Annotated in this window: 20 protein-coding genes; 10 read left to right on the top strand and 10 right to left on the bottom strand. The window is 48.2% G+C overall.

Annotated features, from left to right (window positions below; translation table 11 throughout):
- Positions 1 to 13: 13 nt before the first annotated feature.
- From pdxB to ACYIA1_RS15155, 4 genes are all read right to left on the bottom strand, one after another.
- Positions 14 to 1123 carry a 4-phosphoerythronate dehydrogenase PdxB gene (gene pdxB / locus ACYIA1_RS15170; protein WP_480335733.1) on the bottom strand — a complete coding sequence of 370 codons (1110 nt, stop codon included), beginning with the start codon at positions 1121 to 1123 and terminating at the stop codon, positions 14 to 16.
- Positions 1124 to 1437: 314 nt separating this feature from the next.
- A complete protein-coding gene (locus tag ACYIA1_RS15165; RefSeq protein ID WP_259012309.1) occupies positions 1438 to 2637 on the bottom strand; it encodes an MFS transporter in 1200 nt (399 codons plus the stop codon).
- Between the two features lie 71 nt (positions 2638 to 2708).
- Positions 2709 to 5234 (bottom strand): carboxypeptidase-like regulatory domain-containing protein, encoded by a 2526-nt coding sequence (locus ACYIA1_RS15160; protein ID WP_480335731.1) that lies wholly within the window; start codon positions 5232 to 5234, stop codon positions 2709 to 2711.
- The gene (locus ACYIA1_RS15155; protein ID WP_480335729.1) at positions 5231 to 6109 is read right to left on the bottom strand and encodes a GLPGLI family protein; all 879 of its coding nucleotides are present in this window, start codon (positions 6107 to 6109) and stop codon (positions 5231 to 5233) included. Before ACYIA1_RS15155 ends, ACYIA1_RS15160 begins: the two co-directional genes overlap by 4 nt.
- Positions 6110 to 6269: 160 nt before the next feature.
- Between ACYIA1_RS15155 and ACYIA1_RS15150 the strand changes: the two genes are divergently transcribed.
- The 6 genes from ACYIA1_RS15150 (at position 6270) to ACYIA1_RS15125 (ending at position 11698) form a co-directional block, all read left to right on the top strand.
- On the top strand, positions 6270 to 7685 hold the full coding sequence (locus ACYIA1_RS15150) for a sensor histidine kinase (protein WP_480335727.1): 1416 nt from the start codon (positions 6270 to 6272) through the stop codon (positions 7683 to 7685).
- Positions 7682 to 8365, top strand: a complete 684-nt coding sequence (locus tag ACYIA1_RS15145) for a response regulator transcription factor (protein WP_196007358.1) — start codon at positions 7682 to 7684, stop codon at positions 8363 to 8365. The genes ACYIA1_RS15150 and ACYIA1_RS15145 overlap by 4 nt, the downstream gene beginning before the upstream one ends.
- An 84-nt stretch (positions 8366 to 8449) precedes the next feature.
- Positions 8450 to 9055, top strand: coding sequence for a DUF4254 domain-containing protein (locus ACYIA1_RS15140; RefSeq protein ID WP_005860709.1), 606 nt, complete (start codon positions 8450 to 8452; stop codon positions 9053 to 9055).
- On the top strand, positions 9055 to 10110 hold the full coding sequence (locus tag ACYIA1_RS15135) for a glycosyltransferase family 9 protein (protein ID WP_005860710.1): 1056 nt from the start codon (positions 9055 to 9057) through the stop codon (positions 10108 to 10110). The genes ACYIA1_RS15140 and ACYIA1_RS15135 overlap by 1 nt, the downstream gene beginning before the upstream one ends.
- Entirely contained in the window at positions 10094 to 10828 is a 735-nt protein-coding gene (locus ACYIA1_RS15130) for a lipopolysaccharide kinase InaA family protein (RefSeq protein ID WP_288655546.1), read from the top strand. The genes ACYIA1_RS15135 and ACYIA1_RS15130 overlap by 17 nt, the downstream gene beginning before the upstream one ends.
- 6 nt (positions 10829 to 10834) lie before the next feature.
- On the top strand, positions 10835 to 11698 hold the full coding sequence (locus tag ACYIA1_RS15125; protein WP_122369597.1) for a hypothetical protein: 864 nt from the start codon (positions 10835 to 10837) through the stop codon (positions 11696 to 11698).
- A gap of 13 nt (positions 11699 to 11711) precedes the next feature.
- Here ACYIA1_RS15125 and ACYIA1_RS15120 read toward each other — a convergent pair whose 3' ends face one another.
- The 6 genes from ACYIA1_RS15120 to ACYIA1_RS15095 are packed head-to-tail and all read right to left on the bottom strand — an operon-like array spanning position 11712 to position 17322.
- Positions 11712 to 12776: a glycosyltransferase gene (locus ACYIA1_RS15120; RefSeq protein ID WP_259012305.1), complete on the bottom strand. Its 1065-nt coding sequence runs from the start codon at positions 12774 to 12776 to the stop codon at positions 11712 to 11714.
- A gap of 23 nt (positions 12777 to 12799) precedes the next feature.
- Positions 12800 to 13933, bottom strand: coding sequence for a glycosyltransferase family 4 protein (locus tag ACYIA1_RS15115; RefSeq protein WP_195205671.1), 1134 nt, complete (start codon positions 13931 to 13933; stop codon positions 12800 to 12802).
- 56 nt (positions 13934 to 13989) lie between these two features.
- Positions 13990 to 14625: a ribonuclease H1 domain-containing protein gene (locus ACYIA1_RS15110; protein ID WP_121962200.1), complete on the bottom strand. Its 636-nt coding sequence runs from the start codon at positions 14623 to 14625 to the stop codon at positions 13990 to 13992.
- Positions 14612 to 15409, bottom strand: a complete 798-nt coding sequence (locus tag ACYIA1_RS15105; protein WP_005860716.1) for a polysaccharide deacetylase family protein — start codon at positions 15407 to 15409, stop codon at positions 14612 to 14614. The genes ACYIA1_RS15110 and ACYIA1_RS15105 overlap by 14 nt, the downstream gene beginning before the upstream one ends.
- Positions 15410 to 15418: 9 nt before the next feature.
- On the bottom strand, positions 15419 to 16135 hold the full coding sequence (locus ACYIA1_RS15100; protein WP_087345473.1) for a glycosyltransferase family 2 protein: 717 nt from the start codon (positions 16133 to 16135) through the stop codon (positions 15419 to 15421).
- A gap of 5 nt (positions 16136 to 16140) precedes the next feature.
- The gene (locus ACYIA1_RS15095; RefSeq protein WP_288655548.1) at positions 16141 to 17322 is read right to left on the bottom strand and encodes a glycosyltransferase family 87 protein; all 1182 of its coding nucleotides are present in this window, start codon (positions 17320 to 17322) and stop codon (positions 16141 to 16143) included.
- A gap of 105 nt (positions 17323 to 17427) precedes the next feature.
- Between ACYIA1_RS15095 and ACYIA1_RS15090 the strand changes: the two genes are divergently transcribed.
- The 4 genes from ACYIA1_RS15090 to ACYIA1_RS15075 all read left to right on the top strand — a co-directional run bounded on the left by ACYIA1_RS15090 (position 17428) and on the right by ACYIA1_RS15075 (position 23247).
- The gene (locus tag ACYIA1_RS15090) at positions 17428 to 19488 is read left to right on the top strand and encodes a hypothetical protein (RefSeq protein WP_480335722.1); all 2061 of its coding nucleotides are present in this window, start codon (positions 17428 to 17430) and stop codon (positions 19486 to 19488) included.
- 80 nt (positions 19489 to 19568) lie between these two features.
- A complete protein-coding gene (locus ACYIA1_RS15085; RefSeq protein ID WP_005860724.1) occupies positions 19569 to 20090 on the top strand; it encodes a shikimate kinase in 522 nt (173 codons plus the stop codon).
- Between the two features lie 3 nt (positions 20091 to 20093).
- Positions 20094 to 21305: an alanine dehydrogenase gene (locus ACYIA1_RS15080; protein ID WP_480335720.1), complete on the top strand. Its 1212-nt coding sequence runs from the start codon at positions 20094 to 20096 to the stop codon at positions 21303 to 21305.
- An 88-nt stretch (positions 21306 to 21393) separates the two neighbouring features.
- Entirely contained in the window at positions 21394 to 23247 is a 1854-nt protein-coding gene (locus ACYIA1_RS15075; RefSeq protein ID WP_005860728.1) for a 2-oxoacid:acceptor oxidoreductase subunit alpha, read from the top strand.
- Position 23248: the final 1 nt, after the last annotated feature.

Below are 23248 nucleotides of genomic sequence, written 5' to 3'. Positions count from 1 at the left end.
GGCTTTTTTGTCATTAGCCTACTTGAAAACCTAGTTTCTGGAGTACGGCGAATTCTTCCGGGTCAGCTTTGATCGCTTGGTAAGCATGGAACTCACGGGGATGATCATACGTTGCCCTAAATCGCTCGAAATGATGAGGATTCCCTCTTAGTGCTTGGTCGATTACTTCTGGGTTGAAACTTCTCAAGATGGCTTCTTCCACCCGGTGCTCCTTGAATTGTCCCAAGTCGATGAACGGGTTGGTTGGGGCAGGCGGAATGACTTCCTTGATCTTTTCGATACGGATACCGAAAAAGCATCCTATATTCTCTAGGCACATTCGTGTCCCGTTCGCCTTCCCGTCGGCGGAGAAACCGGCTATATGAGGAGTGGCGATCGTGGCTTCCGACAGTAATTTCCGGTCGATATCCGGTTCGTTCTCCCAGCAATCGATGATCAGTTCGCTGACCTTGCCGGTTCGTTTGGCCTGCAATAAGGCCTGCGTATCATGTACGGCACCCCGGCAACTGTTGATAAACCATGGTTTTCGTTCCAATCTGTCGAAAAAAGCATGATCGGCGAGATGGCGGGTGGCGAAACGTCCCTCTTTGGTCAACGGCACATGCAAGGTTATGATATCCGCCTCTTTCGCGATCGTGTCCAAGGATACGAATCCATCCTCACCTTCCTGCTCGGCACGGGGCGGGTCATTGCGAAGCACACGCATCCCCATGGCCTCGCATAGCATCTCCACGATACTCCCTACATGGCCTACGCCAACGATACCGATAGTCTTCCCTGCTAGTCTCTCTCCTTTGTGGAGGGCGACGGCTACCAAAGAGGATAATACATATTGCCCCACGGAAGCGGCGTTGCAACCCGGGGCGTTCTTCCACGTGATCCCTGCCTTCTCGCAATAATGGATATCGATATGGTCGTACCCGATCGTGGCTGTCGTGATGAGGCGAACCCGGCTACCTTCCAATAGCTCGCGTGTACATTTATCTATGCTACGTACGATCAAGGCATCCGCGTCTTTTATGTTCGTGGGCGTAAACTCTTTGGAGTCAAGGTAGGATACGTCCGCTATCGGCTCCAAGATCCCTTTTAGGTAAGGAACCGTGTTATCTGCTATTATTTTCATCTTATCAGCTTGATTATCGTTACGCGATATTAAGTAAAAAACAGGGGATATACAAGTGATGATGGCTTCTTGTCGATTTCTATATGTGCTTTTGTTCTCAGCCGAAAGATTCGGGAAAACACGTACGAGTTTCATCCAAAACACGTACGACTTTTTGAAAAAACATGTACGTGTTTTGACGGAAAGATTCTCGTGTTTTTTTGCGCTGATTCTTAGTTTCTTACGTGCGCAGCTCATGAGTAGGCTTATTGTATGGAATTAAAGCTTCTCGGCTTAACTAAAACGGATAGATTAATGGAAGAGCCGTGCAGTACTTATCTTAGCTTGTGCCGATTGAAATGAGGCCCTGCCTTGAACAGGAAGAAAAACGTAGACAATACCGTAAGGCAAGCGCCAGACAAGTAGGCGTAGTTGAAGCCACCCAGCTCTTGTGCGATGCTGCCCCCGGCCATCAACCCGATACCGATACCTACATCCCAACTAGTTAGATATGTAGAAGTGGCTGTACCCCGCTGGTTATTGGGTGCCAGATTCACGAAAAGCGTGTTGAAAGCAGGGAACATGGTTCCGAACGCCACGCCTTGCGAGAGGGCTATACCTATGTAGAGATAAGAGGAAAATACCGGATTCCAATGCATCAACTCCTTGAGTGCCGCGAGAAGAAAGAATGTGGCCGCCGCCAAATACATCCCGAGGGAGATAACAAGCGTGATCCGTCCTTTATCCACTTGCCGTCCGGAGAACAGGCGGGAGACGGCTAGTCCCAGGGCCATAAAGGTGAAATAAAGTCCGGAGTTTACGCTGATCCCGATCTCAGCGGCGTACATCGCTACATAAGTGGTAGTCATACCATAAGGAATGGAGAGTAATAATAGGGAGATACCCGCCCAAGTTCCCTTCACCAAGAAAAAGCGGTCTAGGGAGATCGGTTCTCGTTTGACCGGTTGCTTATAAGGAGTCTTGACCATATAGGCCATGATAAAACCAAGGCTTCCGGATAGCAACGAGCAGGAAAAGATCACGTCGTATGTGAAGTTCCCTTGCATGAACAGACCGATCATCGGCCCAAAACTCATGGCGATGTTATTGGCTAGGCCGTAATAGCCAATACCTTCCCCACGGCGGGAGGAGGGCAAGATATCGATCAGTATCGTATTTCCGGCCACCGTCACCATGCCGAAGGCGAAACCGTGTACGATGCGTAAGGCGATAAAGAGGGTAAGCGCCGTGGCTACCATGTATCCGCCAAATATGGCGGTGAAAATGAAATAAGCCACCAGATATAAGGGACGGCGGGCGAAAGTATCCAGCAAATATCCGGCGAACGGACGGATACAGAGCGCCGCTAGCGTATAGCACGACAAGATAAACCCGATCATAGACTTCCCGATCATGAATTCTTCCTTCAGATAAAAAGGCAAGATCGGCAGGATTAGATAGAAAGCGAAAAAAAGCAGGAAATTCGCCGCTAGTATATAGCAAAAGCTGGGTGTGACGATCTTATCATTATTCATAAAGCCGCTTATTTATCAAGACGCAAAATTAGTTGATTTTTCACAATAGTATCCCCTAAACGACCTAATAATTATAAACGGTAGCGGATCGCTACCAGAAACTCCCGGAGACGGATACGTACCCATGAGGTATAGCTTTCCAACGATGCGTATCGTGTGTATCCGTAGGTACGTTTGTCGAACAGGTTTGTCGCCGTGGCGGTGATTTGCCAACGCCGGGATTTCCATAAGACCGAGAAGTCCGCGAAAACGGCGTTGACGGATTGGTCTTCATTCACGTCATTGTGATAATGATCTACGGAAAGGCTTGCCTCTATGGGTGAGAAAATGTAGGAGAGCTGTACTTGTTGGGTGACGTTCCATAAGGGCGCCAAACGGGTACGTTCTCCTATTTTACTTCCTCCGTACCGGATATCGGTTTGGTAACTGGTCTCCCAATGGCGGTTGGGAGTCCAGATCACTTTGGGTTCTAGGCGCATGAGACGATATTGATAGGGAAGCCTTTGTCCCCCGCTGATTTGCTCGGCCTTGCTGATATTGAGGAGCGCCATGAGTGAGGTCTTTAGCCCTAGATCGTAAAAGCCTTTGGATAGCGTGCTTTTGACGGTATATCCGGAACCGTGGTTGGACAGTGGTAAGGAGACTCGTTGTACCTGTCCGTTCTCTATACGTTGCTCATATATACGATTGTACCACTCCCGGTTGTGTGTCAGGTTTACCGTGGCGAAGAATTCCCGTGCCGTATTCTTGTACTCCCCATAAACGGAATAAAGCTGTTGTCTGTAAACCGGGAGGATTCCGCAATTCCAGACGCTATTCCGGTAATCCGTTTGATAAGGCCGGTCGTATAAGTCGGTCATCTCTCCGTATCTTTCCTTATAGGAGGCGTGTACCGTGAAACGCCATGCGTAATTCAGTTTGTAGATAATGGACAGGGACGGATTAACCGAGATGCGGGAGAAACCGACCCCTGTATATCCGGTCCATCTGAGAGGGGCGCTGAGGGATAGGGTCCATTTATAGGTATTCCATTGGTAATCGGGTGAGAGATAAGTTTGCAGGCTTTTCTCGATATTGCTGATCTCCCCGTTTATGCCCACCGTATATCGCTGGGTGAGGGAACCGCTCTTTTTCAGGAATGAGAAGGAATTATCGGTATAAAAGTCGCGTAAGTTCATCGGATAAGGGTGGTTATCCAAGCGAAGATCGGCCGCGTTGCTGTGGTAACGGAGCAAAGACTGGACTTCCAACGTGTATTTGTCCAAGCTCCACAGGCTCCGTAAATTATTACGCAAGTCGAGGTTCGGGGTTTTGATGCGTTGGTTCAATGCTGTACGATCGGTGGAAGCCATATTTCCGGTTATATGGGAAAGGCTGGATTGCCAATCTCCGGTGGCTGAGAACTGGTTCTTGAGATACCTTTCCTGCGAGTTGTTTTCCACTCCGATATTTAGGTTGGCTTGATCCGAGCGAATGCGGCTATCGCTTTGCTCCGTTAGATGAATCGTATCCTCGGATTGGTAATAAGTCGTCTCACTCCCCCTTTCCTGTGTTTGCCGGTCGTGGATATAACCGGCGTTTATACGGAGTTGGGTGTTCTCGTTCAGTTTATATAGGCGATTTGCGGATAGGCTGTGTATATGGTTGAACAGCCAGCGCTCTTTCTTTAGCGGGGCGGAGAATGAGGGCTGTAGCAGAAATTGGGGAACCTTGGGCTCGGATAAACGGGATTCGGGTGATTCGGTAAGCGTATTTTGCTCGCCCGATACATCCTGCCCGGTATTATTCCCTTTATATAGATAAGCGGATTGGCTGCTGCGGCTGATCTGCAAGGCGTCAGCGGCTCCTTTCCATAAGAACGGGGATGCGCCGAGACCGCCTTCGGCATTGATCAGCCAGCGATCCCGGAATTCCGGTCTCAGCTTGAGGTTCAACGCTACGTCTTCGGTCTTGATCTTTCTCTGTAACACACGGATCGGTTGGTGGTTCTCCATCACTTGTACGTTCTGCACGGCGTCGGCTCGCAGGTTCTCGCTGATTTGCTTGTATTTCCCGTTGGTGAGATCCAGTCCCTCCACATAGAAATTACGGATCTCTTTCCCGTTGTAAGAGATCTTCCCCAGATCATCGATATCGATACCTGGAAGTTTCCGTAATACGTCCTTGATGGATTGATCCTTTGGGGAGAGAAAGCGGGTGACATCATAATTGATCGTATCTTGCCGCCCCCAGACACGTCCCGGACGGATTTCCACCTCCTTTAGGCTGAATACCTGCGGCTCCATCTCAAAACGAAGCGTTTGTCCGGCATGTACGGCTTGTTGTTGGGTTTGGTACCCTAAGAGCGAGACGGAGACGAGAAGTGAGTCCGTCCGCTTCGGTTGGGTGAGGGTAAAGGTCCCTTCATTATTACTTAACGTATAGTTGATAGGAAGGGAGGCGTTGCCTCTGGTTAATTGCACGGTGGCCGCTTCTACCGGCAGTTGGCTTTCCTTGTCGATCACGATCCCTCGGATGACGGATTGGGTGGCCAATCCTGCCGGGCAGAGTAGCGTAAGTAAACAAAAAGTGTGTATATGTAGTATGATCCGTTTCATCTTTCTTCCCTTTCTATAGGGTTATACGGCATGTTCTTGGGTTGGTAAGGTTTTCCGTTATCGTCGGTGACGGTCACTTTTACCTGTGGCGAGGTCAAGGCGATATATCCGATAGGATCGGCGGCATATCGTTCGTAAGCCTTTTGCAGGTTCTTGCGGTTGATCGGCTCGAAATCGTTTCCCCCGAAAAGGATCGGGTTCTTACCCCGGCTCAGTTCGATACCCGTGCAGATGAAAGTGTAATGTCCTTGGCTGTCTTGGGCTTTTAGGATCAGGCCCGGTAATCCGCATAATTTCCAAGGACCCTCGCTTCTCGGTATCTCCGGCGTGTACCAAGCCTCATAATGCCTGCCCTTGAAATGACTGGTCGCTTTCCGGCAAGGATAGGACAGGATGGTCATCGTATCGGGCAGTAAGGTCCATTCCGAGCGTTCCTCCTTTTCCTCGCAGCGAAAGCGACTGGCGGCAAGGGCATCCAAGGTCGTGGTCTTTCCCGCCGGATAGTTCTTGTAGACCTGTGCATTGGTCTTGGAGGAATATTGTTGCAGGTGTTCATTGATGACTTCTTGCGAGGCTCCGGCGGCTTTGTCGGCCTCTAGTACGGAATCGGTGAGGAATTTGGCGTAACTATAGTAAACGGAGCATTTATCCCCGACCTTCAGCATGAGGGTCTCTTCCTCTTTCTTGTCGGGTTGGAGCGTGTCCGGCATGGACGTGGTCTGGTATTGTACCGTGAAACGTGTCTCGTCGATGGGCTTGGCTCTTAGTACGTCGTTTAGGTTGAAGATGTTGATTGTCACTTGGGCGTTCGTCTCGTGTCCCGCCCCTGACAGACCTACGCAAAGCAGGCCGATTGTCGCTATGATTCGTTTCATGATCTGTTGGTTTTAGAAGTTATTTGTCGCAAATGTAAGAGAGGAACGTTTGCCGTAAGGAAGATTTTTATTACTGAAATATTACTCCGCTTATAAAAATGGCTACATGTACGTTGTAATCATGGAGTAGCTATCTATCTTTGCCGGAAAGGAATGAGACATGGGAAAGAGGATTCGATGGATATGGGTAATCTCGTTGTCGGCGGCTTTGGCGGCGATCGGGGTACAAGGCTATTGGCTGTTCAATCAGTTCCGGTACGAGATGTGTACTTATGCGGATGAGATCGCCGGTGAGGTATTTCATGCCGGGCAGGAGGAATTTCGTATACGGAAGGAAGAGGCGGAGATGACGAAAGGTACTTATATCATAGAACGCCAGTCGAAATACCAGTCTGGTGATAGCGTGTTAAACGGGTTGAAAAACTCGTTCGGTTTCCAGCTTTATCCCAAGGATACGACAAAGATCCATAGTTTTCGGCTTCATCTGGACCCGAATATGCCGGAAGATAGCTTATTGGTTGGGGTAGATCGTTCGGTCGTGGAGTTCTTTGTGCCTTTCTCCGCGGAGCGTTTGGACTCCATCTTGTCTGCCGGTCTGCCCGGTCTGGATTATCGGGTACGTCCGTTCGTAGCGGGCGATACCTTGTCCGGGCAGTCGTCGGCCTTATGGTTGCCGTTATCGAAAAACCTGCTTTCAACCTCTATCTCGATATGCTATTTGTTCGCCCCGATCGAGCGAAAGGCGGTGTGGGTGGATGTGGATCTTCCCATGAATCCGTTATTGGGCCGGATGGGATGGCAGCTTTTCCTAAGTATTTTCCTTATCTTGTTATTGCTGGCTTGTTTGGGTTTCCAGATCCGTACGATCTCGGAGCAAATGCGCTTGAACGAGTTGCGTGAGGGATTCGTACATACGATGATCCATGAGCTGAGGCGACCGGTACAAACCTTGAAGGTATTCGTCTCTTTCTTGAATGACCGGGAGATGCGGATGGATGAGGCCACGACGGAACGGGTCCTTCAAGACTCCATGTTCGAGTTGGATAATCTTTCCGCCTATCTGGGAAAATTGAAAGATATGGTTTGTGCGGACGAGCGGGAGACGCTCTTGAGACCTTCCGCTTTTAATCTCCGTGAGTTGGTGGAGAAGGTGGTACGCCTAACCAATATCCCTGCCGGGAAAAAAGTCTCTTTCTCGACGGCCTTTCCCCCGGATATGCCGGATCTGACAGCTGATCTGGTACATGTGGCGAATGTCTTGTCTAACTTGATAGAGAACGCTATCAAATATTCGGGAGAGGAAGTGAATATCGATATCGTAGTGCTTTGGAATCAGCAAAGGGTGGAATTGACCGTTTCGGATAATGGCTTCGGTATCGCTCCGGATGAGCGGCGAAAGGTGTTCGATAAATTTTACCGTTCGTCTCATCTGCCGGATAAGCAAATTCCGGGTATTGGGTTGGGATTGAGCTACGTTCGCCAAATAGTAGAGGCGCATCATGGCTCTGTATCCCTGCGAAGTGAATTAGGTGAAGGCACTCGAATTACTATAAATCTACCGACTACAGCCTTATGAAATCGACATTGAAAATACTTTTCGCTGACGATGACTTTAAGTATTCCCTCGTCTTGAAGCGATTCTTGGAACGGGAGGGGTATGAGGTGACTTATACCGGCAATGGTACCATGGCTTTGGAGCAATTCCCGGTCGTGAAACCGGATCTGGTCTTGCTGGATATCAACATGCCCGGCCTAAACGGTTTCGAGGTAGCGGAAAAGATCCGTGAGCAAGACCGCCATGTCTTGATCTTTTTCCTTTCCGACCGTTCCGATAAGAACGACCGTTTGAAAGGTTTTAGCTTGCGCGGAAATGATTACTTGGCGAAACCCTTCTATCCGGAAGAGCTGATCGCCCGTATCAAGGACCGTTTTGAGATCGGTGTCCATGAAAGCGTGCAGGAGGAGAGCTTCCATTTCGGAAACACGACCTTCAACTACACCACGAACGAGATCCGTACGGGCAATAACAAGGTATTGATCACTTCCCGCCAAGCGGATCTTCTGCGAATCCTGGCTACAAACCTGAATCTGGCGGTGGATCGTGACCTTCTGCTGGAAACCGTCTGGGGAACTAGCTCATACGCCAACTCCCTGGCCTTGAATGTGCAGGTCACCTATCTCCGTAAAGCGCTTCATAACGATCCGTCTACCGGCATCGTATCCTTGCCGAAGAAAGGATATATGCTAAGAGGATAGAATTTATCCGGTAGAATTGGGTTTCTGATCTGTAAGCATTATCTTTGTCCCACAAAGTATTCACAGAAAGAAAATGAATCATATATGAACTTCAGCGAACAATGTTTCCGCATTTTTGAGCAAGCTACGGAGGCTTATCATGTAACTGACAATGTAGATGCTACAGTGCATAATCCCTATGCGGTAAAGAGCATCGAGTTTTATCTTTATCTTAAGAACTGGATCGATGCCGTACAATGGCATTTGGAGGACATTATCCGGAATCCGGAGATCGACCCGGTAGAAGCGCTGGCTATCAAACGCCGCATCGACAAGTCGAATCAAGATCGTACGGATTTGGTAGAGTTGATCGATAGTTTCTTTCTGGATAAATACAAGAACGTGAAAGTCTTGCCGGACGCTACGATCAATACGGAAAGCCCGGCTTGGGCGATCGATCGTCTCTCTATCCTTACGCTAAAGATCTATCATATGCGTGAGGAGGCAAACCGTCCGGACGCTACTGCCGAGCATAAGGCTCGTTGTGAGCAGAAACTGGCGGTGCTGATGGAGCAGAAGAAGGATTTGTCGATGGCTTTGGATCAATTGCTATCCGATATCCGTGACGGTAAGAAGTATATGAAGGTCTACAAGCAAATGAAGATGTACAATGACCCGGCCTTGAATCCTGTGTTGTACGGTAAGAAATAATGGCAAATATATTAGTAATACGACTTTCGGCTATTGGGGATGTGGCGATGACCGTTCCCGTTATCTATTCCGCCGCCAAGGCGAATCCTACGGACTCGTTTACCGTGTTGACGCAAGCGTTCTTGATCCCGGTCTTTATCAACCGCCCGAAGAACGTGAACGTGATCGGCATCAATACGAAGAGCACGGAGAAAACGTTGGCGGGATTGCTTCGTTTTGCCTCTGCCTTGGTAAAATATGATTTCGACGTGGTTTTGGATTTGCATGACGTATTGCGGACCATGATCATCCGTACGCTGTTCCGCTTGAACGGCAGACGGGTGTTTGTCGTGGATAAGGCCCGGAAAGATCGTGCCCGGTTGACCGACGCGAAGCATAAACGATTTAAACAACTTCGCCCGGTGATCGAACGTTATGCGGATGTTTTCCGTAACGCCGGACTTCATTATACGGAATCGTTCACCTCGCTTTATGAGACCTCGACCCCTGATTTATCCGCCTTGGAACCCCTTGTGGGAACGAAGACGGGCAAATGGATCGGTATCGCCCCCTTCGCCAAGCACCGGGGAAAGATTTATCCGACCGGGGAGATGGAGCTGGTCATGGCTGAGCTTTCCGATCGAGAGGATTTTACCATCTTCCTGTTCGGTGGTCGTGGCTACGAGGAGGCGCTCTTGGATCAATGGGCTTTTGAGTATCCCCGGGTAAAAAGCGTGGCGGGCAAGTATTCCTTGGATCAGGAACTGGCCTTGATCAGCCGGTTGGATCTGTTGATTTGCATGGATTCCGCCAATATGCATTTCGCTTCCTTGGTCGGTACACGGGTGCTTTCCGTTTGGGGCGCTACCCATCCCTATGCCGGATTTTACGGATATCATCAGGATCCGGAAGATTGTATCCAGTTGGACTTACCTTGTCGTCCTTGTTCCGTATTCGGCCAAAAGCCCTGCCTGCGGAAGGATTGGGCGTGTATGAAACAGCTCAATCCGGATCTAATCATAAACAAGGTATTAACCTCTTTAAATGAAATGGTTTCGGATGAAGGAGGTCATTAACCCGGCGTACGGGCGATTCGAGGATTTTGTAAGGCGTGTACCTCGTATATTTTCAGAAGAGGGAAAAACGATTTATAAGGCGAGGAATGAGATCAAGGTTTTTGAGGTAGATGGTGTGGAACTGAATGTCAAGCGATATAGAGTCCCCCACTTGATAAACCGTGTTATTTATCGTTTTTTCCGTCAGCCTAAGGCCGTGCGAGCCTATGAGTACGCTCTGCGTTTAGTCGCCAAGGGTTTTGAGACTCCTGCCCCGATCGCTTATATCCTTTTTAGGAAGAAAGGGTTTTTGGAATATAGTTATTTTATCAGTCTGCAATCCAGCTATAAGACATTGTATAAAGTCGGACAGCGTCCGGTAGAGGAGAACGAGGATATTTTCCGTGCGTTAGGTACTTATATGGCAAAGTTGCATGAGGCGGAGGTTTATCATGCCGATTTCTCTCCCGGAAATGTATTGTACGATCGTACGGAGGAAGGGGTTAAGTTCTCCTTGATCGATATAAACCGGATGCACTTCGGGCCTGTCTCGCTAAAACGAGGATGCGCGAATTTCTCCCGCTTGTGGGGACGGGAAGCCGCTTTTCATTTAATGGCGGAGACCTATGCCGAGAGCCGGCATTTTGATGAAGCGGAATGCCTTCGTTGGATATTATATTATCGAAATCGTTTCTGGAAGAAATATGCGTTGAAGCATGAGATTGAATTTGAATTATAGACTTTTATGAAAATACAAATACTCCGGTTCTGCTTAGTTGTTAGTTGTCTTTTGACCTATGTATCTCCGGTTAAGGCGTTAGAATGGTGGGAAAAGGTAGAGTATCTGACTTACTCGCCCCGTTATTTCGGGCCAAATGCCTTTCCGATTCCCGAGTTGGTAGGAGGAAGCCTGTCCAGCCGTTGGGAAGTGGAGCTTCGGGGGGAATATCATAAGACGCGAGGCGATCAGACGAAAGATATCTTTGCCCGTTTGTACATTCCTGTCGTAAAGGGACGTGTAGGGGTGAATGTCAGTTGGGTATTCCAAGAATGGTATGAGATGTCGCCGGAAGTGCGGGATGAGCGTTATGCGGTAGAACTGAAATCCCCGATTGTTTGCCGGGGCGACGTGATCTTTAATTTTTATTTCCAAGCTCTCCGGAGCGAGAAGTGGATGGATATCGTGGTAAGCGCCAACCTGAAAACCGCCAGTGGCGGACGCTTGTGCGACGCTCGTTATACGGATGCGGCCTCTTATTGGTTCGACGCCAATCTGGGACGTACGTTGTGGAAGCGGAAAGATGTAAACGCTTCGATCCGTGTGCAAGCTTTAGCGGGTTTTTATTGTTGGATGACGAACGATGTCGTGAATCGTCAGAACGACGCTTTCTGTTATGGGGCAGGTGTGTTAGGAACCTATCGGGGGTTCTCGTTGGATTGTAATTATGCCGGTTTCCGGGGATATCGGGATAATGGGGATAAGCCGATGATCCTACGGACAAAGCTAAATTATGAGCTTAAGAAAAATATCCTGTCCTTCCAATATAAACATGGAATGAAGGACCATCTTTATGATAGCTATTCATTAGCTTATATCCGTTGTTTCTGAATCTGTAAATAATCTATGCTTTCTTGATCGACCTGAATAACGTGGCGAAGCCATCTGTATAAGCCTTTACGCTGAAATCTTGGATGATATGCTCACGTGAGGCCTTGGCGAACGCTTCCAATCGCTCCGGGTTATCGATAAGCGAGCGGATAGACGCCGCCATTTGTTGAGGAAAAGAAGGCGGCACTAACAATCCGGTGACTCCGTCTATGATTAAGTCTCTTGCTCCCGGTATATCTGTTACGATACAAGGAACGGAACAAGCCATAGCCTCCCGCACGACTCTTGGGGAGGCATCCCGGTGCGAGGGAAGTATAAACAACTGGGACGTGACCAGAAAAGAGATGGCGTCGGAACGCTGTCCCAGAAAATGAATTTGTGCGCTTACCTTCGACTGTTGGGCTAATTGGAAATCATTTTCCCCATATTCTCCCACGATTGTAAGATGTACCCGTGGATCATCCAATAAGATAAACGCATGAATCAAATCGGTTAAGCCTTTGAACGGCCTGTTCTTCGTCGCTCCGATATAGATGCAACGAAAGGCGTCGTCCGGAATATCGTCTGCTTGTTTGGGCGTACGGACTGCCTCCTTGATCCAATCGATATCAAATGGCTTTGTGCTGGTTGTTAGTCTTTTTCGTGCGATGAATCGGGAGAGATATTCCTCAATATCTTTGGTCTCGCATACGACATGCTCTACGGCGGGATTTAATATGCCTAGATAATAGGTCGGATCGAACCGCTTCAATTTAGCCTGCGTGCCTCGGTATGCGATATTTTTCGCCCGTGTGCCTATGGAGGCGAATAAAGCGTTTGATAAACCGGAACTACTTGGTGAGTAGATAAGGTCGATCCGATAAGTCTTGATGATTTCGCGCAGGGCACGAATAACGTTCCAGTTGAACTTCGAGGTAATGACCGGCAGATCCAAGGGTGTACAATTCCCATAGATCTTTTTGTCGGTATACGATTGGGGGGAAGCGATATAGATGTTGAAGTCCTCAAGCTTGGACAATCCTTCCAGCATTTTGTAGGTCGCTATGTCGGCTTCTTTATAGACTAAAAGTATATTCATTGTGTATGGATAAAATGGATTTGCTAAGATCGTGAGATATTCTCGTATACTCGCATGAAATGAGCCGCTAATACGTCGGGCATGAATCGCCGTATATTCTCTCGTCCGCCGGAACGCATGGATTCGGCCAGCTTCGGCTCGTTCAATACGGACTCTATCAAGCCGCGCAGCTCTTGCTCATTTCTCGGATCGGTATATAGAGCGGACGATCCGCCCGCCTCTTCCAGACAAGAACCGGTAGCCGCTATCACCGGAATACCGGCAAGTTGGGCTTCTAAGATCGGGATACCGAATCCTTCGAAAAACGAGGGATAGACAAATAAGGTCGCCATCTGATAGAAAGCGGCTAATTCGTTAAAAGGTATATGGGTCAAGATACGGATGCGACCGGACAGGTTGTTTTCCCGGATATAGGTCTCTACCGTATCCGTATAAGGCGTATGCTTACCGATAGCGATCACGGAGATATCTTCTTTCAGCTCTTTCAGGGCTTTTACCAGAAGCAATAAATTTTTCCGTTCCTCGATGCTCCCTACATATAATATATAAGGCCCGTTTATCTGATATTTCTCGCGTACGGACGATTTCACGTCTTCTTGAACCGCTTGTCCGAATATCGGGTCACAACCTTGGTAAACAACCTCGATCTTGCTTTCCGGAATGTGGAAGAAGTCCCGGATGTCTCGCATCGTCTGTCGGCTGATCGCTATGATCTTGTCCGACCGTAAACAAGCTTGCTTGAATTTGTAGGTATAGATGGAACGATCGATCGGTTTATAAAGCTGCGGGTAACGCAAGAAGATCAAGTCATGTATCGTTACGACCGCTGGGATTCCGTTCTGTTTTAGATTCATAGGAATCTCATTACTCAAGCCATGGAACAGATCTACGTGCTCTTTTCGAAGCGTAGCCGTTAGGCCCGAGGTACGCCATAAAGACGGAAATAGTTTATCGAACCTGCCTTCCGGATAATGGAATGAGACACTTGGACGCTCCTCGATCCGTTTCCGTAACGCTTCTTTGCCTTTGCCCGGCGTATAGAGTTGATAGGTATGCTCCGGGAAAGAAGCGGACAAACTATTCACTACGAACCGGCTATAATTACCCAGTCCGGTAGCGTTATGCGTAATCCGTTTTGCGTCGAAAGCGATCTTCATAGGCTTGAATTCGATATATTGGGCAAATATACGATATAATTTTAATTACCTTTACCTCATTTCCTTCCGAAATCCGCCGGGATCTCCCCCCATACGGATGTTTCCCATTTGAGGATCTGGGTGGTATAGGTATGGGTGTTCAACCATTTCTCGGCCCGCTCGATGAGGTCGAAGATCGGCTCGTTGGCCGGTTTGCGTTCTAACAGGGTTTTGCATTTCTTTTTCTTGACCCAGCTGATGGCGTTGCGGCTATCCGAATAGATCGGCAGGTCGCTTCCCTTTTGCTGTAGCAAGGCGAGGCCGTGTACTAAGGCGAGGAATTCCCCGACATTGTTCGTGCCCTCCTTCAGCGGGCCGATATGGAAGATCTCTTGCCCGGTAGCGGTATAAACGCCTCTGTACTCCATATCCCCGGGATTACCGCTACAGGCGGCGTCTACGGCAAGACTCTCATTGATGGGGTTCCCGATCGGGGCTTCCGGCGCGAGACGGGCAACGGCTTTCGGGGAAGAGACGGTCTTTAGGTAATGGGTATAGCCGGCCTCGAAGGCTTTGGCGGCTTCCTCCCGGTTCTCGAAGGATTTATATTTGGCTCCCTCTTGTCCGTCTACCTGTGCCTTGCATTCCGCCCAGTTATCATAGATTCCCGGGTTCAAACCTTTCCATACGACATAAAACTTATTCTTGGCCATGGCTCTTACTCAAGATTTCTTGTGAGAATTGCGTATAGGTACCGAACGGCGCTCTTTTATCCTTGAAGAAACGGATCAAGGCATCCAGCCTTCTTTCCATGCCGCAACCGGAATGGTTGGTCATGATAAACGGTAACTTTAGCTCTTTCCGATCACTTAAGGAGGTGAACTCCCACGGATGGAAATAGGTTAGGAAATAACCGTCCTCTTTCCACGTCCAAAGCGCCAGCTTACGGTACAAGGAGGCCGGAAGGTTATGGTAAGCCAGCCAAAACAAGGGGAAACGGACGATCGGGGTCACCGAGGCGGGCAGTTGCAATACGCCATCTTTCATGAAATAGGTGCGGGGTTGTCCCAGATGGTTATAACGGCCGGGAATACAAGTCGGGTTCAAGGACGAGTTGTATAAGTAACCGGCCTTATGTATCTCTTCTTCTTCGACGGGCATCATGCGGGCCATACGGAAACCGTTCACCGGTTGTCCGGTCAGTTCCTCCAATGCCTCTTTGGACTTGCGTAGATCGGCGGTCTCGAACGACGAGTGATAAAAACCATGCGAAGCGATCTCATGTCCACCCTTTTGGATGTCCAAGATCAAATCCTTTGCGTGAAGGGCGAAGTTCGCCGTGCAAAAGAAAGTCGCTTTTACCCGGTGACGGGCCAGACATGCCAGTATCTTCCGGGTTCCTTCTACGGAAGTACGCATTTGTTCCTCGAACGGCAATTCCACGCCGTGTTCCAATGGAGCGTCAAACTCCTCGATATCAAAACTAAGTAATATCATGTATGTCAATTAATCTCTATGAAATAAGATGGATAAGAAGTTCAACGCTTCCCGCCGCAGGACCTTGAATCCCATATCGGATACCGCCAGTCCTTCTTTGATGTTCGCGTTGATCGTCCGTAAGTTTATCTCTTTCCGGCGACTTGCCTTATAGATAAATTCCGTATCGAATAGGAAGCTATTGATACGGGTCGTCAGGAATATCGCCTGTCCCGCTTGGCTGAATCCCTTCATGCCCCCTTGCGTATCCTTGATCTTGATCCGCAAGACCCATGTATTGCATATGTGGGACAGTTTGGATAACATTTGCCGGAAAGGAGGTAGATTATCCTGATAACTTTTGCTGCGGGTAGCCACGACTACGTCCGCTCCTCCTAGCAACGCCTCGACCATCCTGCCGAATGAGTCGTTTGTATATGGAAAATCGTAGTCTGTATAAATAATGTAAGGAGAGGTACATCGCTTTACCGCCTCTCGCAAGGCATATCCTTTTCCTCGGTTGGGCTTATAGTCCACGACGCAGACATCCGGTATCAATTGCCGGAGGCGGTCGATCGTCTCCGGCTCGTATCCCCGTCTCGAACCATCACTGACAATAAAAAGGTGGAAACGTACCGGGCTGAATAATCGCTCCACTTCGCGGAAATGGGTGGCTACTTGTTCCTCCCAGCCCGAAGGCGGGTTGTAACAAGGTAATACCAAATCTATGTCTGCTCGTGCGTTCATTCCATTTATACCTTTACCGGATTATAACTCCTCGTACACATCTCAAATGTCAGCTTTAGCCAGATCAGCATACAAGGCAACGCTTTTAACGCATACGGGTATACATAATGCACTCGTATGTATTTCGGGAAAAGATCGGACGGAGACATGCTGGTCAATATAAAGGCGAAGACCATCAAGACAATATCCAATGTCGAACGTTTCCACGGTACAGCCGTATACCAAATAGCGACTCCGATAAACGCTATGATATAGGTACTGGACTCGCTACCCGTGCTGAACAGTACGACAAACATCAACACCGAGGCCAATAACGTTTTCCGGAAAGCCTCATATTTATATTGACTGATGCGTAGATAAGGCAGGCCGAATAATATTAATCCCCCTATTATCAGATAAATGTCCGAGTAACTGACCGATCCCGATATCTTACGAACCATTCCCAAGAAGGAAATGTTCTGCATGAGCGCGAATAAGTTCTCCGAATTTTTTCCGGATAAGTCCTCGAACCAACCGGTATATTGGGACATTATATAATCCGGCCCGGACAATATCATCGGGGCTACGACCATGACGACCGCCCATCCTACGCAAGATAGGCTGAACTTCATCTTATGGCGAGAGAAAAAGAAGAACGCCAATCCCGTGATCCCATACAATTTAGTAAAGGTACCCAACATGATCACGAAAGCGGCCCATACGTCTTTCTCTTTCTCTATCAATACGTAAGCGAGGACAATGATAGCGGCGATACTGATATTGAATTGCGACATGAAAAGCGAGGTAAGCAACTCGTGGGCACAGAACCAATAGATAAAGATACGTTCCCGCTTGATCCCCGGCAGCATCTTGATCGCCCAGAATAAGAAAAGGCTCTGTGCCACCGACCAAGTAAGCAATCCCAACCATAAGGGTGTAATGGCGAACGGAGCCACTACCAAGCTAAATACCGGCCCGTAGTGAAAAATATCGTTGTATTCTTCCGGATAGGCGGCATAGAGCGGCAATTCATTCAACGTATGCCAAAAGGATTGCCTGAAGATCGAGAAGTTGTTATATTTCCCGGGGAAATACTTGGTAATCCATGCGATAACTCCCAGCAATGCCCATAGCCCCATTAAGGTACTATATTTGCTGAAAAATGGCTTATGGATAATTGTATTGAACTTATCTATAAATTTCATCATCGAATCTACATCTGTCTACGGGGCAAAATTACATAAAAACGGTGACTTTTATGCGAGTTAAATAAAAATACTATTTTTGCGCCCAAAACTGGTAAGAGATTATTTATGAATGAAATGTTGAGATACACGATCATTCGTGTCATTCTGTTTGTAATGGGAGGCTTTCTTGTTCTCGGATGTTCGGATGAAGATAATGTGGGTAATAGTGGAGGAACGAGTAAATATGGTTTGATACGGATGGCGGAGGAGGATTATGATTCGTCGAATACTTCTTATATCCTTCAGGATGAGGAACCGGACGAGGTTCTTTTCGATTCGTCAAAGCGAAAATTCAAGGTGAATGAGCCTTTGCAGGTGTCGGTTACCGAGCAGAATGAGCTGATGCTTCGTTTCTATTCACCCAGGGCTATACATAACGTGATCGTATGGGCGACGATTGAAGGCTATGAGGACGAGGTACGGTTTGCGGAGTTTACTACGGTTTTACCTTTTCAGGAGTTTAAAATGAAGTTGCCTTTTCTGGAACAGGCGAAGGTTTATTATACGCGTTCCGGCGAGGAGGTTACCATAGAAGCCTATCCGGATATGGCGGCCGAGAATATAAGTTTGCGGATTGAATGTGGAGATCCGGTATATCAAGGAATGATTAACGTGAAACCAAAGTGGAATATTTGGTTTGGTAAGTATTCTGGTTCAAACTGGGGTAACTTCAGGCCACATCTGGCTCGTGAGGCGGTTGCCCTTTCCTTGAATATGGCGGCGATGTTTTCTTCCTCGCTTTTTGACGAGGAACTGGAGAAGTGGCGTGGTAAGCTGATAAATAACGAGCAAATCGTGGATATAGATGTATTGAAGAAAAAGATCTTGAATCATGGCGGATTGTGTTATGGGCGTGTGGTGAATGTTGTCGGCCTGGGCGGGGGAAATACCTTTGGATTAGGTGAATATGTCTATCTTACCCATTATGCGGATGATGCCAACGGGACTGATGTGCCGTATCATGAGCTGGCGCACTGCTTGGGATATGGGCATAGTGGGAATATGACGTATTATCCGGCGGAAGGAGGCTTCCCTACGATTTGTATGAAGGTTTACTCACAGCTTTCCGTGAGTAAGAAATTGCCGATTTATTCCCGCCGTTTCTTGCATACCCGGAGGAATAAGAACTTGGTAGAGAACAAAAGCGTGTATACCTCCTCGAAATACATTATCGATGATCCGGAATTGGATGCCATAGATGGCGGGCTTGGGCTTGCTCCGATGGAGACGGATAGGGCTGGCGATGAGGGTTCTCCTCTCTCATTTACACTTTCAGTCTTGGATATTCCCGGTGCCACTGTGGAAACTTTTCATCCGAAAGCGGTCCATCTTTATGGGAATACGCTATATGTAGCAAATGACGCTCCGGGACATTATAGTTTGGAGGTCTTTGATGTATCTTCCGGTAATGTGCGTCATGTGAAAAGTATGGTTGAGTGGATGAACGGAGATAAGAAAGAGACCTTTGCGGGGGAGCCAAACGGCGTGACTCGCTCGTATGGGAAAATATATGTCACGAATACGGGAAGCCGTACGGATGTGTTCGATGCGGAAACGTATGAGTTCATTACTTGTATCGGTACGGGTACTTGGGGTGAGGGTGGTTATCAGACCGTTCATGCGTTTGATGTGACGGCTAGTCAAGGGGCTGTCTTTATTCGGGATAAACGGAAACTGGTAGTTGTCTTGGAGCAAGATGTACAGCCCGGTTCCGCTGCTCGGGTACCTATATATAGCCGTAGCGTAAATTTACAAGAGGCAATGGGTACTTATGCGGTAGCGGCACGAAATGATGGCTTTTTGTATGTGACGGCCCAGAATAAAAATATGATCTATTTATTCGATCCTGCGGACATTCGGGCAGGGGACACGGGCTTTGCGCCGTATCTGGTGACATTGGGATTTGAAAAGTCTCCCCAGTCGATAGTGTTTGTAGGGGATCGTTTGTTTGTTACGCTTCGTGTCGATGATAAACGGTCGGAACTATGGGAGATCAGCCCTAAGAACGGCAAATTATTGCAGGACTTTACAGATTCGATGGTCTATCCCGAGAAAATAGCCGGTGCTCGTCATACTTTATTGGTAGTGGATCGTGCGACCCAAACCGTAAAAGCCATTGGCCTATGATTTTTTTATTGATTCTTAGGAATAAAGAAGATAGAGTTCCCGGAAAAAGTTTACATTTGCGAAAACTATTATAATAACGTATGAAACGTGTTTTTTTGGTCGGATATATGGGAGCGGGCAAGACAACGGTGGGAAAGGAGCTTGCCAAGCTCGCCGGTCTTTCGTTCATAGATCTTGATTACTATATCGAAGGGCGTTATCATAAGGCCGTTTCGCAGATATTCGCCGAGAGAGGGGAGGAGGCTTTCCGAGAGATAGAACGGAATATGCTTCACGAGGTCGCTGAGTTTGAGGACGTGCTGATCTCCACGGGAGGAGGCGCTCCTTGTTTTTTCGATAACATGGAGTTTATGAACGCTTCTGGCACGACGGTTTACTTGAAGGTGTCAGTCGAGGAGCTGGCGAAGCGTCTGGAGTTGTGCAAACATACCCGTCCGGTGTTGAAAGGACGTTCCGGGGAGGAACTGAGGGCGTTTATCGCCGAGAGTCTGGAGAAAAGGAATCCGTTTTATACGAAGGCGTCCATAACGTTTGATGCCGAGAAGATGTTAACAGAATCTGATGTACATGACATATCGAACGCGTTAATGAAAATCCTATAGCATATGGAAGCGAACGACGGCCGGCAGGCACAGGGGGCCTATATCCCGCAGGAATTATTGAAAGAGATCAGCAAGGTGAATAACCGTTTGCTTATCGGTATTCCTCGTGAACGATGCGAGGCGGAAAAACGTTTGCCGTTGACTCCGGAGGCAGTGGATATGCTGACCGATTGCGGTCACCGGGTGCTGGTGGAAAGTGGCGCCGGATTAGGCATCAACTATTCCGATAATCATTTCTCGGAGGCGGGGGCGGAGATTGTCGATACGTCCGCGGAAGTTTTCCAAGCGGATCTGATCTTGAAGATATTGCCTCCGTTGCCGGTGGAAATCGCGCTTATGAGACCTCGCACGACCGTTTTCTCATTGGTGCAGTTTAATTTATTCGCTCAAGAGGCTTTCGAGTTGATGATGGCGAAACGGATTACCGCTATCTCTTATGAGTTGATGGCGGATGAATATAATCGTTTCCCGGTGCTGAATGTCACTTCCGAGATCGAGGGGGCGGCTTCCATAACGATCGCTTCCGAGCTGTTGAGCAATACCCAAGGAGGTAAAGGGATCTTATTAGGCGGTATCCCGGGCGTATCCCCTACGGAAGTGGTGATCATCGGGGCCGGAAACGCCGGGACCGTGGCCGCGCGTGCCGCATTGGCCTTGGGAGCATCCGTGAAAGTATTCGATGATGATATCAATAAATTGCGTATAATACAACAGGTCTTGGGGCAAGGGCTTTTTACTTCCACGTTCCATCCGAATGTGCTGCATAACGCGTTTCGTAGCGCTGACGTGGTGATCGGGGCGATGCGTTATATTAATACGAGACATCGCTATATTATCGCTACGGACTTGGTGCGTACGATGAAAAAGGGAGCTTTGGTGATCGATCTGAGGGTAAGCCAAGGCGGTTGCTTTGAGACGACATGCTGCTTGTCGAGGGAAGATCCCGCGGTGTTCGAGCAATATGGGGTATTACATTATTGTAAACTGAATATCAGCAACCGGGTGGCTCGTACTACCTCGATGGCTTATAGTAATATATTCGTGCCTTTATTATTGTCGTTGGGCGACGCCGGTTCCGTGCAAGGAATGATCAAATCGGATAAGGGCTTTAGGGCGGGAGTATATATGTATTACGGGAAGACAGTGAATAGTTATGTGTCTAATCATTTTAATCTATCATCTAATAATCTTGATCTATACCTCTCTGCTTTTTGATGCGGAAAAGTTTTGAACTCGCAAAGTTTATGCTTTACTTTGCGGACGATCTAAATACCAATAAGCGATAAAGCTAATAAAGTATATTATGGCAGAACAGACAAAAGTTAAGACGCTGGAGAAGGTTGTAATTCGTTTCTCGGGAGACTCGGGAGATGGTATGCAGTTAACCGGTACAATCTTTTCAAACCTGTCCGCGGTTTTCGGGAACGAGATTTCTACATTCCCAGACTATCCGGCAGAAGTACGTGCTCCACAAGGAACACTAAGTGGTGTATCTGGATTCCAAGTGCACTTGGGATCGCGCAAGATCTTCACACCCGGTGATAAGGCCGACGTATTGGTGGCCATGAATCCCGCCGCGCTAAAGGTGAACGTAAAACACCTAAAACCCAATGCGATTGTTTTAATCGACACGGACTCTTTCAAGAAAAGTGATTTGGATAAGGCCTTGTTTACGACCGATGATCCGTTTACTGAGCTGGGATTGACTGGCGTGCAGGTTGTTGCCGCTCCGATCTCTACGATGGTAAAAGACGGATTGGTTGAGTTTGGCTTGGACAATAAATCGGCTCTTCGCTGTAAGAATATGTTCGCCTTAGGACTTGTTTGCTGGTTGTTCGAGCGTCCGCTGGAGGAGGCTATGCACATGTTGCAGAATAAGTTCGCTAAGAAACCGGTTATCGCCCAAGCTAATATCAAGGCTTTGACGGACGGTTATAATTATGGTAATAATATCCATGCCTCGGTTTCTACGTATCGTATCGAGAGTAAGAAAGCCGAGCCCGGATTCTATACGGACGTGAATGGTAATAAGGCTACTTCCTATGGTTTGATAGCCGCTGCCGAGAAAGCTGGTTTGCAGTTGTTCTTGGGTAGTTACCCGATCACTCCGGCTACTGATATTTTACATGAATTATCTAAACGTAAGGATTTAGGCGTTATCACGGTTCAGGCCGAGGATGAGATCGCCGGTATCTGTACTTCTATCGGAGCTAGTTTCGCCGGTTGCTTGGCGGCTACGTCTACTTCCGGACCGGGTCTTGCCTTGAAGAGCGAGGCGATCGGTTTGGCTGTAATCGCTGAGTTGCCTTTGGTGATTATCGATGTTCAGCGTGGCGGTCCTTCTACGGGCTTGCCGACGAAGAGCGAGCAAACGGACTTGATGCAAGCGCTGTATGGCCGTAATGGTGAGAGCCCAGCTGTGGTAATAGCGGCCTCTACGCCGACTGATTGTTTTGATGCCGCATTTTGGGCGGGTAAGTTGGCCGTGGAGCATATGACTCCGGTTATCTTGTTGACCGATGCCTTTATCGCTAACGGTTCTTCCGCTTGGAGAATTCCGGAAATGGATAAATATCCGGAGATTAAGCCGAATTACGTAGCTAATTATCAAGACGAGAAAGTTTGGAAGGCGTATCGCCGTAACAAGGAAAGCTTGGTTCGTTACTGGGCGATTCCGGGAACGGAAGGTTTTGCTCATCGTCTGGGTGGTCTGGAGAAAGACTACGAGACGAGCGCAATCTCTACCGATCCGGCTAACCACCAGAAGATGGTGACGACCCGTCAGGCTAAGATCGATAAGATCGCCGACTATATCCCCGAACTGGAAGTGATCGGAGATGAGGACGCTGATTTATTGATCGTTGGTTGGGGTGGAACCTACGGACACCTTTACGAGACGATGGAGACGATGCAGGAGAATGGCAAGAAGGTGGCTTTCGCTCACTTCAAGTTTATCAACCCGCTGCCTAAGAATACGGCTGAGGTTCTTTCTAAGTATAAGAAAGTGGTGGTGGCTGAGCAAAATAACGGCCAGTTCGCTAACTATTTACGTGGAAAGGTACCCGGATTTAACCCGTATCGCTTCAATCGTGTAAAGGGACAACCTTTTGTCGTTGCGAGATTAGTTGAGGAATTCACTAAAATATTGGAGGCTTAAA

Source organism: Parabacteroides sp. KHUB-02 (genome assembly GCF_056640955.1).
This window is presented reverse-complemented; position numbering and strand designations above follow the sequence as displayed.